Annotated in this window: 13 protein-coding genes; 4 read left to right on the top strand and 9 right to left on the bottom strand. The window is 49.0% G+C overall.

The annotated features are described in order from the left end of the window. Positions 1–18 precede the first annotated feature (18 nt). From H6F72_RS19425 to ispF, 3 genes are all read right to left on the bottom strand, one after another. The gene (locus H6F72_RS19425; RefSeq protein WP_190439368.1) at positions 19–1800 is read right to left on the bottom strand and encodes an ABC transporter substrate-binding protein; all 1782 of its coding nucleotides are present in this window, start codon (positions 1798–1800) and stop codon (positions 19–21) included. Between the two features lie 124 nt (positions 1801–1924). Then, positions 1925–2338, bottom strand: a complete 414-nt coding sequence (locus H6F72_RS19420; RefSeq protein ID WP_190439366.1) for a peptide chain release factor 1 — start codon at positions 2336–2338, stop codon at positions 1925–1927. A gap of 36 nt (positions 2339–2374) precedes the next feature. Then, positions 2375–2857 (bottom strand): 2-C-methyl-D-erythritol 2,4-cyclodiphosphate synthase, encoded by a 483-nt coding sequence (gene ispF, locus H6F72_RS19415; RefSeq protein ID WP_190439364.1) that lies wholly within the window; start codon positions 2855–2857, stop codon positions 2375–2377. A gap of 220 nt (positions 2858–3077) precedes the next feature. Here ispF and H6F72_RS19410 point away from each other — a divergent pair, with 220 nt between their 5' ends. The 3 genes from H6F72_RS19410 (at position 3078) to H6F72_RS19400 (ending at position 5266) form a co-directional block, all read left to right on the top strand. Beyond that, positions 3078–3275 (top strand): hypothetical protein, encoded by a 198-nt coding sequence (locus H6F72_RS19410; RefSeq protein WP_190439362.1) that lies wholly within the window; start codon positions 3078–3080, stop codon positions 3273–3275. Positions 3276–3349: 74 nt separating this feature from the next. Further along, positions 3350–3607 (top strand): cytotoxic translational repressor of toxin-antitoxin stability system, encoded by a 258-nt coding sequence (locus H6F72_RS19405; RefSeq protein WP_190439360.1) that lies wholly within the window; start codon positions 3350–3352, stop codon positions 3605–3607. A gap of 72 nt (positions 3608–3679) precedes the next feature. Next, positions 3680–5266 carry a glucose-6-phosphate isomerase gene (locus H6F72_RS19400; protein WP_190439359.1) on the top strand — a complete coding sequence of 529 codons (1587 nt, stop codon included), beginning with the start codon at positions 3680–3682 and terminating at the stop codon, positions 5264–5266. Positions 5267–5513: 247 nt separating this feature from the next. Here the strand turns inward: H6F72_RS19400 and H6F72_RS19395 are convergent, their stop codons facing one another. Together H6F72_RS19395 and H6F72_RS19390 are read right to left on the bottom strand one after the other, a co-directional pair. Further along, positions 5514–5978: a CAAD domain-containing protein gene (locus H6F72_RS19395; RefSeq protein WP_190439356.1), complete on the bottom strand. Its 465-nt coding sequence runs from the start codon at positions 5976–5978 to the stop codon at positions 5514–5516. A 631-nt stretch (positions 5979–6609) separates the two neighbouring features. Next, positions 6610–7068, bottom strand: a complete 459-nt coding sequence (locus H6F72_RS19390; protein ID WP_190439354.1) for a hypothetical protein — start codon at positions 7066–7068, stop codon at positions 6610–6612. Between the two features lie 557 nt (positions 7069–7625). Here H6F72_RS19390 and cobS point away from each other — a divergent pair. Further along, a complete protein-coding gene (cobS, locus tag H6F72_RS19385; protein WP_190439352.1) occupies positions 7626–8375 on the top strand; it encodes an adenosylcobinamide-GDP ribazoletransferase in 750 nt (249 codons plus the stop codon). On the opposite strand, the gene H6F72_RS19380 is transcribed toward cobS, so the two are convergent. The 4 genes from H6F72_RS19380 to polA form a co-directional block, all read right to left on the bottom strand. Further along, positions 8376–10280 carry an ATP-binding protein gene (locus tag H6F72_RS19380; protein WP_206755450.1) on the bottom strand — a complete coding sequence of 635 codons (1905 nt, stop codon included), beginning with the start codon at positions 10278–10280 and terminating at the stop codon, positions 8376–8378. It abuts the gene before it with no gap. Between the two features lie 23 nt (positions 10281–10303). Further along, complete coding sequence (locus H6F72_RS19375) at positions 10304–11143, bottom strand: transporter substrate-binding domain-containing protein (protein WP_242017022.1); 840 nt, start codon at positions 11141–11143, stop codon at positions 10304–10306. Between the two features lie 112 nt (positions 11144–11255). Next, entirely contained in the window at positions 11256–11567 is a 312-nt protein-coding gene (locus H6F72_RS19370; protein ID WP_190439348.1) for a hypothetical protein, read from the bottom strand. 51 nt (positions 11568–11618) lie between these two features. Beyond that, entirely contained in the window at positions 11619–14618 is a 3000-nt protein-coding gene (gene polA / locus H6F72_RS19365) for a DNA polymerase I (RefSeq protein WP_190439346.1), read from the bottom strand. Between the last annotated feature and the right edge of the window lie 15 nt (positions 14619–14633).

Below are 14633 nucleotides of genomic sequence, written 5' to 3'. Positions count from 1 at the left end.
TGGCTAGTTCTGAACAAATTACTCGCTTAACTTGAGTTCGTAGATGTTCCAGAGCGAGCCACCCAAAGCCGTGAATTTCACCCCTTCAACGCGATCGCGTACCGCCGACAACGACAGTGGATTGACCAGATAAATCACAGGCACTTGCTCCTGAGTAATCTGCTGCGTTTTGGCATAAATAGCTTTGCGCTTGGCCTCGTCTAGCTCTTGAGCACCTTGGATATAAAGGCGATCGATTTCTTTTTCCCACTCCGTTACTTCCCAACCCTGAATGGGAGGTTGTCCCGGTGATGGACCTTGATTAAAGCTGTGTAATCCGCCTTGGCTTAACCATACGTTCGCGCCATCATTAGGTTCTACCCCTCCGGTTAAGCCCAAAAGATAGCAGTCCCAATCTCTGGTCGTGGAGAGTTTTTCCACCAACGTGTTGAAGTTAATCGGATTGAAATCCACTTGAATGCCAATCTTCTGGAGGTCTTGCTTTACCTGTGCCCCCATTGCCTCCCGAATTTTGTTGCCAGAGTTAGTAATCAAAGTGAACCGCACCGGATGGCCTTCGGCATCTTGCAACTGTCCCTGGGCGCTGTATTTGAACCCCGCCCCTCGCAATAACTGTTTGGCTTTTTCGGGATTGTAGTTATAAACCTTCAACCCTTCCTCAGCCGAGAGATAGTAGGGGCTTTGCAAGGAGATGGGAGAGTTCTGCGGCTGACCGATTCCCCGAAAGGTGTTGTTGATCATGGTTTGGCGATCGAGCGCATAGGCAACTGCCTGCCGAAATGCCAGGGTATTAAACCACTTGGACCTAATCGGGTCTACAATCGGGCGACCATCTGAGCGCCGAGCTTTATTGAGATTAAAGGAAATAAAGTTGGTGCCTGCTGCGGGACCGCCATTGTAAATTGTGAACTTGCCACGCTTTTCTTCTCCCTTCAGCAGCGAGAAATTTTCGGGCTGAACTCCTAAAGCATCTAAGCCCCCAGAGCGAAACTGGAGCAGTGAGGTATCGGTAGACTCAACAATCTGCCAAATAAAGCGCTCAATATAGGGCAGCGCGTTGCCCTGAGCATCCTTACGCCAGTAATGAGGGTTGCGCTGAAAAATCACTCGCTGACTAGGAACATAGCCTGCCAGCATATAAGGACCATTGGCAATAATCTTGCTGGGATCTGTATCCACGCCCCAAGTCGATAAGAACTTGGGATTACCATCTGAACCTAGGGTTTTGACAGAATCAATCAGAGCGTGACGAGGCAGAATCGGTAAACCAGTGATGCGGAGGAACGGCGCAAATGGTTCTGGTACCGTAAATTCAATCCGGCGATCGCTCAGCTTGCGAACCGTTGGTAAAGCGCCACTTTCGCCTATTCGCAAAACATCCCTCGTATCAGTGGGGATTTTTTCGTTGAAGTAAAGGTCGTTGTAAGTAAACGTAATGTCGTCTGCTGTCAGAGGTGCTCCATCCGACCACTTCAAGCCCTCACGGAGCGTAAAGACAATCCGCCGCTTATCCTCCGAAATCTCCCAGGATTCCGCCAGAGCTGGCTCAATTTCACTGTTGCCGTTTTCGGTGACCAACCCTTCGTAAATGTAGGTGAAAACGTTAGGAGCTTCTTGGTTGAGGGGATAGTTAAAAGTTTTGGGATCACTGAGGGTGCTAACCACAATCTGAGGCACCTGAGCTGCTTCAGTCTTAAAGTTGGTGAGATTGCAAGCACTTAGGGCGATCGCCAACATAGCGACCAAGGCAACTAAACCCCAGCGACGCAGCGGTACAGTCAAAAAAGCAGCAGAGAACATGTTGCACGAACATCAAGCTTCTTTGCCATCATAGATCTCAATTTCTCTGAAGTAGGTAGGTAAAGCCAAAAGTCAGATTTTCTGGCTGAAGTCTGCTTGAGGCTACCTCAATGATGTGGCTGGTTTAGCGCCAGTAAGGGCGGCCTCGCCAAAATACCCCCACAATGAAGCCCATAAACAGCGTTTCCCCAGGATTGACTAGGATTGCTGGCAACGGAATGAAGGAGCGAACCAGTGATCCCAAAATCAAACACAGCACTAATGCCCACAGCACGCCAGCGTTGATGGATACTTGCTGCCATTTTGTTTCTAGTAGGAAAACTGCTAACCCTCCGATGCCAATGCCAGCAGCCACCTGCATAATCACTACCCAAGGTGGACTAAATAAAGCGTTTAAGACCGCTCTGAGCAAACCCACTTGGGTGTAACCCATTCCTAAGGCCACTTCTATCACTGCCACGATCGCTAAAGTGGCAAGTGTCAGTAAGGCGAGCGATCGCCAAGGCAAAAACTTTAAGCGGCGCAATGGATCGAACATGTTTAAAGGGGCAGCTAATTGCCTCGATTCTACTTGCTACGTTGCTTGCTGCAATAGTACGACTGCATAAGAGGAAATCCCTTCCTCTCGGCCTTCTGGGCCTAGCTTCTCGTTGGTTGTGGCTTTGATGCCGACTTGATTGGGGTTGAGTTCTAAAACGGTGGCAAGGCGATCGCGCATGGCTGAGATGTGGAGCTTGAGCTTGGGCCGCTCTGCCACAATCACCGAGTCAATGTTGCCAATCTGCCAACCTTCGTTCCGGATTAATTGATGCACTTGCTCAAGTAGCTTGAGGCTGTCGGCTCCCGCCCATTGGGGATCGGATGGGGGAAAGTAAAGGCCAATGTCGCCCAAGCTGAGCGCCCCTAGCATGGCATCCATAATGGCGTGGGTGAGCACATCGGCATCACTATGGCCCAGTAAGCCGAGTTTGTGGGGAATGTTGACACCACCCAGAATTAAGGCTCGTCCCTCTACGAGGCGGTGAATGTCGTAGCCGTTGCCAATGCGAATATTCATGAACTCTGCGATCGCTGCATTAAGCAATCTGCATCATCTCGGTGTCTTCAGTCAACAAGTGTTGCCAACAGGTGTTGTTAAAAATGCTTGGCTTCAAGGTTTGGGACGAACAACATCTCTCAGGGTAGTTTCGCCATTAAATTGAGCCAATGCAGTATTGTGTGTTGTAAAAGTGGCGGCGCGATCGCTGGCTACTCGGTAACTACAGCAGATTTGAAGTATGAATCCTCTGAGAAGTAGGGTACATCGCTTAATTGATCAACTGTCGGATGAGGAGATAGAAAGTATATGGCCAGTATTAGAAGCGCTTTATTACGATTTTTATATGCTCCGGGCGATCGAAGAATCGAAGCAAACCCTGCAACCCGGTGACACGCTCACTCGTGAAGAAGCGTTGCGATCGCTGCCTTTACTGTAAAAAACGCTGTAATCCAATGCTGTGGCAGTGCCAACATGCGTGAATTACCACTAAAGAGTAGATTGCATAAACCTTTGAAGTTGGAAATTCGTTACGAGAGGTCTTTTCTCTTAGACCTAAAAGAGCTAGAGCCGACTGTGTATCAGCAGGTGTGCCAATTTGTCTTTGTGGAGTTTTTACAGATAACGCAATTGCAAGACTTGCCAGAACTTCGACAAATGGGTTCTAGAGCAATTTTCTATCGGTTCACCCTCGATCATCACTTCGTCGGCATCGAAGTCACAGGTCAAATTATTAAGTTTCTGCGTATCCTTCCAAAGCCGAATGTTTAGAGGACTCAGACAGACTCTAAACTCCATCGGTAAACTGATGAATGGTAAAGACAATAGGTGGAAATACTGTTTATGGATGCCGCTGCACTTTGGCAACGTTACCAAGACTGGCTTTACTACCACGAGGGCTTGGGATTTTATCTAGATATCAGCCGCATGCGGTTTGATGATGCCTTCGTCGCAGCACTACAGCCTAAGTTTGAGCGGGCCTTTCGGGACATGGCTGAGCTAGAAAAAGGCGCGCTCGCCAACCCGGATGAAAATCGCATGGTGGGGCATTATTGGCTCCGCGACCCCGACTTAGCTCCCACAGCGGAACTCAAGCAAGACATTGTAGAAACGCTAGGGCAGATTGAAGCGTTTACTCAAAAAGTTCATAGCGGGGCCATTCGTCCTCCCCAAGCTGAAAAATTCACTGATGTCCTTTCCATCGGGATTGGGGGTTCGGCATTAGGGCCGCAGTTTGTTGCCGCAGCACTAGCACCAGATTTTCCGCCCCTCAACCTTCACTTCATTGACAACACTGATCCCGCAGGCATCGATCGCGTCTTGACTCAGCTTCAAGATCGGCTCTCTAGCACGCTGGTAATTACGATTTCCAAGTCTGGCGGTACCCCAGAAACACGTAATGGCATGCTGGAAGTGCAAAAAGCCTACAACGACCAAGGGCTCAACTTTCCGCAATATGCGATCGCCATTACAGGGCAAGATAGCAGCTTGGATAAACTCGCCAAGTCAGAAGAGTGGTTAGCCACTTTTCCCATGCACGACTGGGTCGGTGGACGCACCTCCGAGCTTTCGTCAGTCGGCTTGCTACCTGCGGCCCTGCAAGGAATTGATATCCGCACGATGCTAGAGGGTGCGAAAGAGATGGATGCCGCGACTCGGATTCCCAACCTCAAAAGCAATCCAGCTGCTCTCCTAGCTCTGGCGTGGTATTACGCTGGGAATGGTCGAGGCGAAAAAGACATGGTAGTGCTGCCCTACAAAGACAGCCTGCTGCTGTTTAGTCGCTATCTGCAACAGCTAGTCATGGAATCTCTGGGCAAAGAGAAAGACTTAAACGGCCAAGTGGTGCATCAGGGGATCGCCGTTTATGGCAATAAAGGCTCGACCGATCAGCATGCCTATGTGCAGCAGTTGCGCGAAGGTGTCGCTAATTTCTTCGTTACCTTTATCGAAGTACTACGCGATCGCCAAGGCCCTTCTGTAGAAGTTGAGCCCGGCGTTACCTCAGGTGACTACCTCTCTGGTTTGCTGCAAGGCACTCGCCGCGCCCTCTACGAAAACCAGCGGGACTCCATCACCGTTACTATTCCCCAAGTTGATCCCTACAACGTTGGAGCTTTGATTGCTCTGTACGAAAGAGCTGTGGGTTTCTACGGCTTTCTCGTCAACGTCAACGCTTACCACCAACCCGGTGTAGAAGCAGGCAAAAAAGCCGCCGCTTCCGTACTTGACTTGCAAAAACAAGTGGTCAAGGCGTTGCAACAATCTGGTCAACCTCTGTCTTTACAGGCGATCGCTGAGAAAGCAGGTGCCCCAGACCAAATCGAGCCCATCTACAAAATCGTCCGCCACCTAGCCGCCAACCAACGCACCGTCACCCTCCACGGCAACCCTGCCCAACCTAACCAACTAACCGTCTCAGCCCTCTAACCCCTTAACTTAATCGTTCAACTCTTTTCCTTATAGCGCCCGTTCTCACGTCCCTGACCTGATATAGCAATCCTAAATAGGGTAGATGGAGGGGTGTGCTTCTCCAACCGGTCAATTTCATAAATCATTCAGGATTGCTACATAAAAAAGCCCACTAATTTTAATAGTGGGCTTTTTAGCTAAATCAATGGATAAATCTTTGAAGTTAAATCAGCAGACCCAACAGATTCAACACTGCTCAGGCTACCTATTTCTGACCGCCGACAACTTGTTGTTTCAGCACATCAATTTCTTGAGATAGCTCTTGGCGATTCTCAACCTTCAATAGATATCTGTAAACAAACCAAGCTGAGTAGCCAATTCCAACTAGTTCAAAAGTAGGAGCTAGAAGAGGGATATCGTTGATGGCGTCTAAAATCGCTAGGGTGATTTTGACAGTAACAATGCCCCCAAATAGAAGGCCTAAGTTAATCAGAAGGCGCTGATTCTGATTAAAGAAATCCGATAGCAGGTCGGGCAACTGTCCTAAATAGTAAGAAACGCGATCGCCAATTTGTGACCATTGCTCAGAAGACTGAGACTGCTGATGAGGTTGAACAACGAGCGGAGCAGGTTCAGTAGAAGTTACTTCAATGTCTGCTCTACCTTCTACGTCAGCAAACTCAGGGGTGCTGGAATCAGTATAATCAGATGTTTTCAGTTCGGGATTCATATGAATATCTCGAGAACGACAACCTGGGTAATATAGCTTTGGGAAGCTCCAACTAACGGCAGACAGTAGCAGAGTTATAGAACTGTTTTTGCTAGTTTTCAAACATATCTGACACTAAAGCAGAGCTTCACAAATTGCAAGATAGTTAACAACTGCGACTTCAAAATTTGTTAAGTAAAGTTTCAGTTAAACGATTGCTTACAGCATCCCATAAGACTAGAATCAGAAATTCCTGCCTGAATCTGTCTTAGGTTGGGTTGTTTGGGAAGCTGACTCGATTGGCGCTAAGTGACGGTATCACGGGTGATGGGCGCATCCAGCGTGATGATTTGGCCGCAGCGAGTAAGTCTGCTACGCGAGTAAGCTCGATGAATCTTACAGTTGAGCACCAGAATTAAGTCAACTGGATACTCTGCGATCGCATCAGGAAAGCAAGCAAGCGCTCGGACTATTGTTAAGCTAAGTTTCTCTGCACTGGTACATCTACATGGTTAAAGCCAGCATTATATAGAGCGATGATTGCCGCTCGTGACCATGTAGATCGTTGGCAGTTGCTAGAAATGCTTGGTCCTAGATTTTGCTGCTGAAGAACCGTAACCTTCATCCAGCAAGACCTAACAGTGAATAGAACTTAAAACGAAAAGTTTTCTTCATCGTCAATTCTGACATCCCAGTTAGCAGACAGTACCTCGGCCACGACTGCTTCTAGGGCGGCTGCATTTAAGGTGCGGGTAGTTTGCTCTTGCAGAGGATTGGAGACTGGAATCAACCGGAGTTGTCTTGAATCTTGAATTAAATCAAAACAAGGTTCCTGTTCAGCTGATTTCTTAAGTTCTAAATAATCGAAGCTACAAACGTTTAGATACAGGGCGTGATTGGCAACTAAGGTTGATTGTTGAGGGTCGGCAAAAACCTCTAACACGCACCCTTCCCCTTCGCTGAGGAGATTGTCATCTTGGGTATAGATATAGCGAACTCGGCCCAAGTCAGCTAACAGCCGCTGCATGTCTTGTTTACTCACAATGATGCCAGTGTCAACAATACAGGGCGCTGGCAACCTCATATCTCTAGGCAGGGGATCATGACTCATGGGAAACAGCCTCAAATGGGCCTTATAGCGGGATGCAGTGATCGAATTTGACGGTAGAACTTGGCAAGGATTGGGCAACCAAGGCTGGTTAACCAAAGCCAGAGAAGTTCTTAAGAGGCGCTAATGGGACGACTTCAGGACAGCTAACCCCTGAGAGGGTAATCGCTGGATGTAGAAAATGGTTGTGTACGAAACAATCTTAGCTCAAGATTTTCGGTTCGCTACTAACAAAATTTCAGGGGATGGACTGGTCTGACCTAGTTTAGCAACACCCTCTTGAGTGATTGATTAATATATTTCACTTTAATAAATCTATGCCTGTTTTAAGGCTGAGACTGGACCAGTTATAGATTCGGTCGCTGACCTAGCTGCACCGGGTAGATGGCGTTAAGGAATCTGTCACAGAGGCAAGATTTAGGCTGTTCTTTAATTGTGCTTGGTCTAGTAAGGTATGAGTTCGGTCAAAAGGCTGAAAATCTGCTCTCAAGCATCAGCTATCTGATTGGGAGCATTGGAGAGCAAGGGCTGTGGCACAAGTAAAGCAGAGTGAGAAAGCTATGAGAATTGGTTCTAGAGTCGCAGCGGCGATCGCCTTCTATACCTGTTTACCTGTTCCTCCGACTTGGGCGTTGGAGTTTCAGGGTGTAGCTCGTCTCGCGCCTTACATAGGGTTGCTAATCGGAGGGCTGTTGGGCGCGTTGGATCTGGGGCTACAGGCGATCGCGATGCCCGTTTTGACTCGCAGTGCCTTGATTGTAGTGACTTGGACGGCTGTGACAGGGGGCTTGCATTTAGATGGAGCAATGGACACCGCCGACGGCTTGGCAGTTTTAGACCCAGAACGTCGGCTGGAGGTAATGGCGGATAGTCGCTCTGGAGCTTTTGGGGTAATGGCGGCGATCGCGCTCGTCTTGCTCAAAACCGCAGCTTTGAATGACTTAGAAGGGGATCGATGGCTGGCTTTAATGGCGGCGGCAGGTTGGGGCCGTTGGGGACAACTCGTGGCGATCGCCCGTTACCCTTACCTCAAACCCACGGGGAAAGGAGCCTTTCACAAGCAAGCCATTCGTTCGCTCTGGGAGGCAGTGCCTAGCTTATTTTTGTTGTTCAGCCTGAGTGGGCTACAAGTCTTGCTCAATCCAGCTCACTGGCCTGTTGCTTTGGGGATGGCTACGGGAGGCATTGCGATCGCTTGGCTAACTGGCACATGGTTCAACCACAAGCTCGGCGGTCATACGGGTGATACGTACGGAGCCACCGTGGAGTGGACCGAAGCTGGTTTACTATGCTTACTTGCTGGACTCTAACTAATTTTGAGCAACGCCTTGAGTGACTAAGCTAGCAGCTTGTTTGATCGGAATCTCAACCCAAAATTTAGTGCCTTCTCCTAAGAACGATTCACACCAAATTTGCCCTTGATGCTTCGCTGTGACAATTTGGTAGCTGATCGACATGCCCATGCCTGTGCCCTTGCCAACAGATTTGGTCGTAAAGAAGGGATCAAAAATCCGCTGCTGCACCTCTGGAGTCATTCCTAAACCATTATCAGAAATACAAACGGCAATACGATCTCTGCTCTGCTGGTGAGTAGTAATCCGAATCGTGCTGGGGGATTGCTGTAGGGTCGCTGCGTGGCTTTGGTTCTCCCGCTCCTCTAGGGCATCTAAAGCATTGCTAAGAATGTTCATAAATACCTGATTGAGCTGGCCCGCATAGCATTCTACGAGGGGTAGCGGGCTGTATTCCTTAATGATTTCTATCGCAGGACGCTGAGAATTTGCCTTGCAGCGGTGTTGCAAAATCAATAGCGTGCTGCCAATGCCTTCATGAATATCCACAGGCTTGACTTCTGCTTGATCGAGGCGAGAAAAATTTCTGAGGGAGAGGACAATCTGCTGAATCCGGTTAGCCCCCATACGCATTGAGGTAAGAATTTTTAGCAGGTCTTCAGCCAAAAAATCGATATCAATCGTGTCTGCACAGTCGCTCACCTCTGGGTGCGGATGAGGGTAGTGTTTTTGATAAAGCTGAAGCAGTTGGAGCAAGTCTCGCGCATACTCGTTGGCATGGCTAATATTGCCAGAGATGAAGTTGACAGGGTTATTGATTTCATGAGCCACTCCAGCAACCAAACTGCCTAGAGCCGACATTTTCTCGTTTTGCACGAGTCGGAGTTGCGATTGTTGGAGTTGGTCTAAGGTGGTGGAGAGCTTGGCGGTGCGTTCGGCGACCCGTTGCTCTAGAAGTTCGTTGGATTTTTTTAGTTGGCCTTGTTCGCGAGCCTGTACCTGCCAGAGCACGACAATCATGGCTCCGGTCAACCCTACAATCACTAGGGCAATTACATCTAGCGATCGCAGTTGTGACTCAATATTTTCGCGTGGAATCACCAGTGCCACTGACCAATTGGCTTCTTTGAGGGGGAGGTAAGCGACATATTTCCAGGTGCCATCAACGGGAAATAGCTTGATTCCCTCTTGTTGGCTCACCATTTGTTGGGCGATCGCGGTTAAGCTTTTGTCCGCTGACTTTAGCAGGTTGGCAGATGGCTGCTCTGATGTAAACATCAGCTCCGAGTTGGGATGTGCGATGACTTGTCCTTTGGAGTCAAGCGCAAAGGCATAGCTATTGTCGCCATAGTGGAGGCTATCCACCACATAAGCAATACGATCGAGCCGTACTAAATTATGAATTTCTCCAATGGGAGGACTGGTCGTATCAAATCCTCGTCGGATCGGAGTCGCCACTGAGATGGTGGGGATTTTGGCGGCTCGACTGATGAGGGGATCACTGACATTGGTCTGTCCTGCCATTGCCTTTTGGAAGTACTCGCGATCTTTGACATTTGCAGGTTTCCCGCCGATCACTTGGCGCTGACCGTCAGCCTGGGCGATCGCAATGGCATAAACATCGTTAAAGCGCAAAACTTCAGTTTTCAAGTACGGTTCAGCGCTCGACCAATCCATTGATTTGACGACTGTGGTATTGGCCAGTGTCTCTATATGAACCTTTAAAGTTGCCAGCCAGCGATCGATCTCGTCTACACCCTGCTCTACTTCCAAAAAAGCGTTTTGCTGCAAACTCTCCAACATCACATGGCGGACCAGTTGGTAGCTGTAATAAGCTCCTAAACTCACAATCAGGGTTGTGCCGCCAATCACGAGATTCATTAAATAACGTTGGGGCTTAAAGTATTTTCTAAAAATTTTCATAGTGCGCGGCAGCAGAGAATTGCTTATGACAGAGGGCGATCGCCGGGGAGAAGGGGTTGAGTCGGTAAATTGGCAAAGGTAATCTTGAACCACTTTTCCTGAAGGCGTTTAAGCTCTCCTTGGGTACGCAAATCACCCAAGAAACGGTTGAGGAGATCGAGTAGATCTTGATTGCCTTTTTTCACAGCCCAGGCTGCATAAGATTTGCGGCTGACTCGCTCACCTAACTCAAAAATGGCGGGTTTTTCGCTGACCAATACCGACAGGGAGACAATGTTGTGGAGGACTGCATCCAGTTGCTGATTCAGCAAATCTTGATAAGCCTGTGCGAAGCCGCGATACTGCTTAATTTGACCCAGGGTGCCGCCCTGCTGCTTTAGTTGAGCGGCAAGGTCAGGGATGGCTGCTAGAGAAACTCCCCCTTGCTGGACTCCCAAAACTTTGCCTGAGAGGTCCGCAAGGGTTTTGATGGTGAGATCATCTTTGCGTTTGATGTAAGCAACGGTGGATTCGGCGATCGGCATGGTGAAGTCTAAAGTTTTGGCGCGATCGTCGGTGATACCCACTGCGGTTAGGGCTAAGTCATACTTACCGTCCGCTACTCCCGGAAGAATGCCCTGCCAAGGCAGAATTTCTTGGTGAATCTCAAATGCAACGGTCTTTCTAAGCTGTGCTAGTAACTCGTGATCGAAACCAATCGGCTTTTCATTGACCAAAAACTCGAAAGGAGGATAGTCATCCTCAGTAGCAACTAATAAATGTCCTCGTTGCTTGATTTGGGTCAGCAAAGCATTGCTGGCTTTGAGGGTTGAGCCGCTTTGTGGCGATTGAATACAACCATGAGCCGCTGAGGTCAGTAGCATTCCTGCGCCAGCTTGAAGGAAAAATCGTCTCCGAATGGTCATACCTTCAAAGCTACAGCAACATCCTTTATCAAGGTTCCCTAGGGCTGCTTGTGACGCTCATCACTTTATTTTATAGAACCAGGATTTTGAGCACTCCTGCCAAAACTGTCATCGTATCAACAGGATTTATCGCTCCTAAGTCAATCTTTTGATTCAGTTGAGGTACTGCATGAACCTGTAAATATTCCCAATCCAACTCAATGTCTTGAAGATCGTTAGAGTTAGCAATCTCCATTCTGTTCTCCCGCAGCAGGATGCGATATTTATAAGGCCACATTGGTAAACCAACTTTGTGCTCTTGCATCAAGAAATACATGTCCTGCTTGATGTTTTGCCACCACATGAGGCCACCCAAAGTGGTAATTGGTTTCCGGAAGGCCACGCTAAGGCTCCTTGAGTCGGAAAGGAGGAATTGCTAATTCAAACTAACTTGCTATTTGGTTTCCATCCAGTTCTTACCTGCATTAATTTCCACTAGAAGCGGCACGCTGAGTTGAACAGCAGTTTCCATAGTGGATTTAATTTGAGGTTTTAGTGACTCCCATTCTTCTGGAGGTAGTTCAAAGATCAGTTCGTCGTGGACTTGTAGTAACAGATTGGCTTGATAAGAGCGGAGAATCTCGTGCAGTTTTGCCATCGCGATTTTGATGATGTCGGCGCTGGAGCCTTGGATTGGGGCATTGGCGGCAGCTCGCAGCAAACCTGCATCGTACTGACCAGGCCGCAAGCTATCAAGATCAATCTCTTCTGGTTTCCGACCGCGCAACTTCAATAAATTGTCGTTCGTAAAGTTGAAATAGCGCCGACGCCCAAAAATAGTTTCAACATAGCCTCGTGCGATCGCCTGTTGTTGCATGGTTTGCAAATAGGCAAAAACCTTGGGGTAGCGTTGGTTAAAGCGATCGATAAAAAGCTTGGCTTCTGAGGCTTTTACGCCGGACTCGCGGGCAAACCGTTGCGCACCCATGCCGTAGATGACGCCAAAGTTGATGATCTTACCCAAGCGGCGTTCTTCGGAGGTGATGGTATCTTTTTCCAACAACAACCGGGCGGTGAGGGTATGGACATCCTCATTATTGCGGTAGGTTTCCACTAGAACAGGTTCTTGGCTGAGGTGGGCCAGAATCCGCAACTCAATCTGGGAGTAATCAGCCGCTGCGAGAAGCCAGCCTTCCTCTGGAATAAAGGCTTTGCGAATTTGCCGACTAAAGGCAGTCCGAATCGGAATGTTTTGCAGGTTGGGGTTGGAGGAAGAAAGTCGGCCCGTAGTGGTGCCTGTTTGGTTAAAGTTGGTATGGACTCGGTGGGTGTCAGGCCGCACTAGATTAGGCAGCGCATCGACATAGGTAGACTTGAGCTTGGACAGAGTCCGAGACTCCAACATGGCATCGACGACAGGGTGATCACCTTGCAGCTTTTCTAATGTGGCGGCATCCGTGGAGTAGCCTGTTTTAGTTTTGCGGGATTTTTTGCGATCGAGACCGAGTTTTTCGAATAGCAGCTCACTCAATTGCTTCGGTGATCCAAGGTTGAATTTCTCACCCGCAGCTTCGTAGGCTCGGGCCTCGATCAAAGCTAGCTCTTTTTCCAGCGATCGCGAAAAGTCCCGCAAATATTCCTGGTCGATGCGAACCCCGCAGTATTCCATCTCGGCTAACACGGGTTCTAGGGGCTGTTCGATCTCTAGTAGCAAGCGGTGTATTTCTGGAACGGGTGCTAACTCGTCTCTCAGCTTGGCGACCAAATGGAACGTAGTATAGACATCCATGCCACAGTAGTTGGCGACGCTCGCAATATCAATATCTGCGATCGTTTGGCCTTTGGGAACAAGTTCGGTATAACTTTGTGGTGTGATGCCCAGGTAGCGGCGGCTTAAATCGGTCAAATTATGGCTGTTGTCTGGGTCAAGCACGTAGCTAGCCAGCATGGAATCAAACACTACACCCGCTAGCTCAATGCCTTGGCAACGGAACACCAGGCGATCGAATTTGGCGTTTTGTAGGGCTTTTGGGTATTTAGTGCTTTCTAGGAAGGGTCGTAATGCTTCTAAAACGGTGGCTTTATCCAGGTTGGCACCGGTTTTATGTCCTACGGGCAGATAAGCCATGTCACTTTCACCCGCTCCCCAGCAGCATCCGATTCCCACTAGTTCGGCGTCGCGTGGCTCTAGGTCACTGGTTTCAGTATCCCAAGCCACGGGGGTTGCTGGATCGGTCAAGGCTTGTAACCGCTGTACCAGTTCGGCTAACTGCTCTGACGATTGAATGATTTGGGGGTGGATTAGGGCAGGGCCTTGCTTTTGCTGCTGAGCTGCATCGGTTTCCTCGGCACTGAAGAAAGCCAGATCCTCGCTTTCAAAGTCTGAGAGAAACGGGTTATTAGGAGTTCCTGTAGCGATCGCTGATGCAGCTTTGGCTCCGTCGGTTTCTGAGAAGTCAGGGGTGGCATCATTGTCAGCCTCTGCGCCACCAAAAAGTTTTTGCAGTTGTAGCGTCTTCTTCATCAGAGACTGAAACTCTAGTTTCTCGAGCAATGGCACTACTGCTTCGCGATCGAACCCCTTGAGTTGGCAGTCTTCTAAGCTGATTTCCAGGGGCACATCCAGATGGATTTGGGCCATCCATTGCGAGTGCCGCGCCTCTTCCCGTCCTGCTTCCAGCTTTTGCTTTACGGCTCCCTTGATTTCGTCTAAGGAGGCATAGATCTGTTCTAAAGAGCCATAGGTACTCAGCAACTGCACCGCAGTTTTCGCGCCAATGCCCTTTACCCCTGGGATGTTGTCGGAAGAATCTCCACAGAGGGCTTTGTAATCGACAACTTGGCTAGGTAAGACGCCCAATTTGGCTTGCACTTGCTCAGCGCCAAATTCGTTGGGGTGGCCAGTGGTGCCGCGGGCGAAAGGATTGCCCAGATGCAGCACCTTGATTTTTTGATCGGGATCAATCAGTTGGAATAAGTCTTGGTCACCACTCAAAATTTTGACAGGGTACCCCGCCGCACTAGCTCGCCGCGCTAATGTGCCAATCACATCGTCGGCTTCATAACCGGGAGCAGTGACTACGGGCAAGTTGAGGGCTTGGAGCAATTCCTTCAGGTTTTGCAAATCGGGCTTAAAATCTTCTGGCGTTTCTGGACGACCTGCCTTGTAGGTTTCGTCGGCATCGTGGCGAAACGTGGGCGCACTCAGGTCAAAGGCGATCGCTACATAATCTGGCTGCTCAGATTCCATCACTTCTAGCAACGCTTTGAGAAAGCCATAACTCACGCTCGTGGGAATGCCAGTGGACGTGCGTAACCCGCCATCTCGCCCTTTGGCGAAAGCAAAATACGAGCGAAAAGCTAAAGAGTGACCATCAATCAGAATCACTTTGGGGTGCTTTTCTGGGAGGGAATTGTGAGTAGACAAATCAGAAGCAGAAGTAGATTGAGCCATAGATCCCATTCTAGC

The organism is Trichocoleus sp. FACHB-46, assembly GCF_014695385.1.
Classification (GTDB): domain Bacteria; phylum Cyanobacteriota; class Cyanobacteriia; order FACHB-46; family FACHB-46; genus Trichocoleus.
The sequence above is the reverse complement of the archived record's forward strand: the minus strand, read 5'-3'. Positions and strand labels throughout refer to the sequence as shown.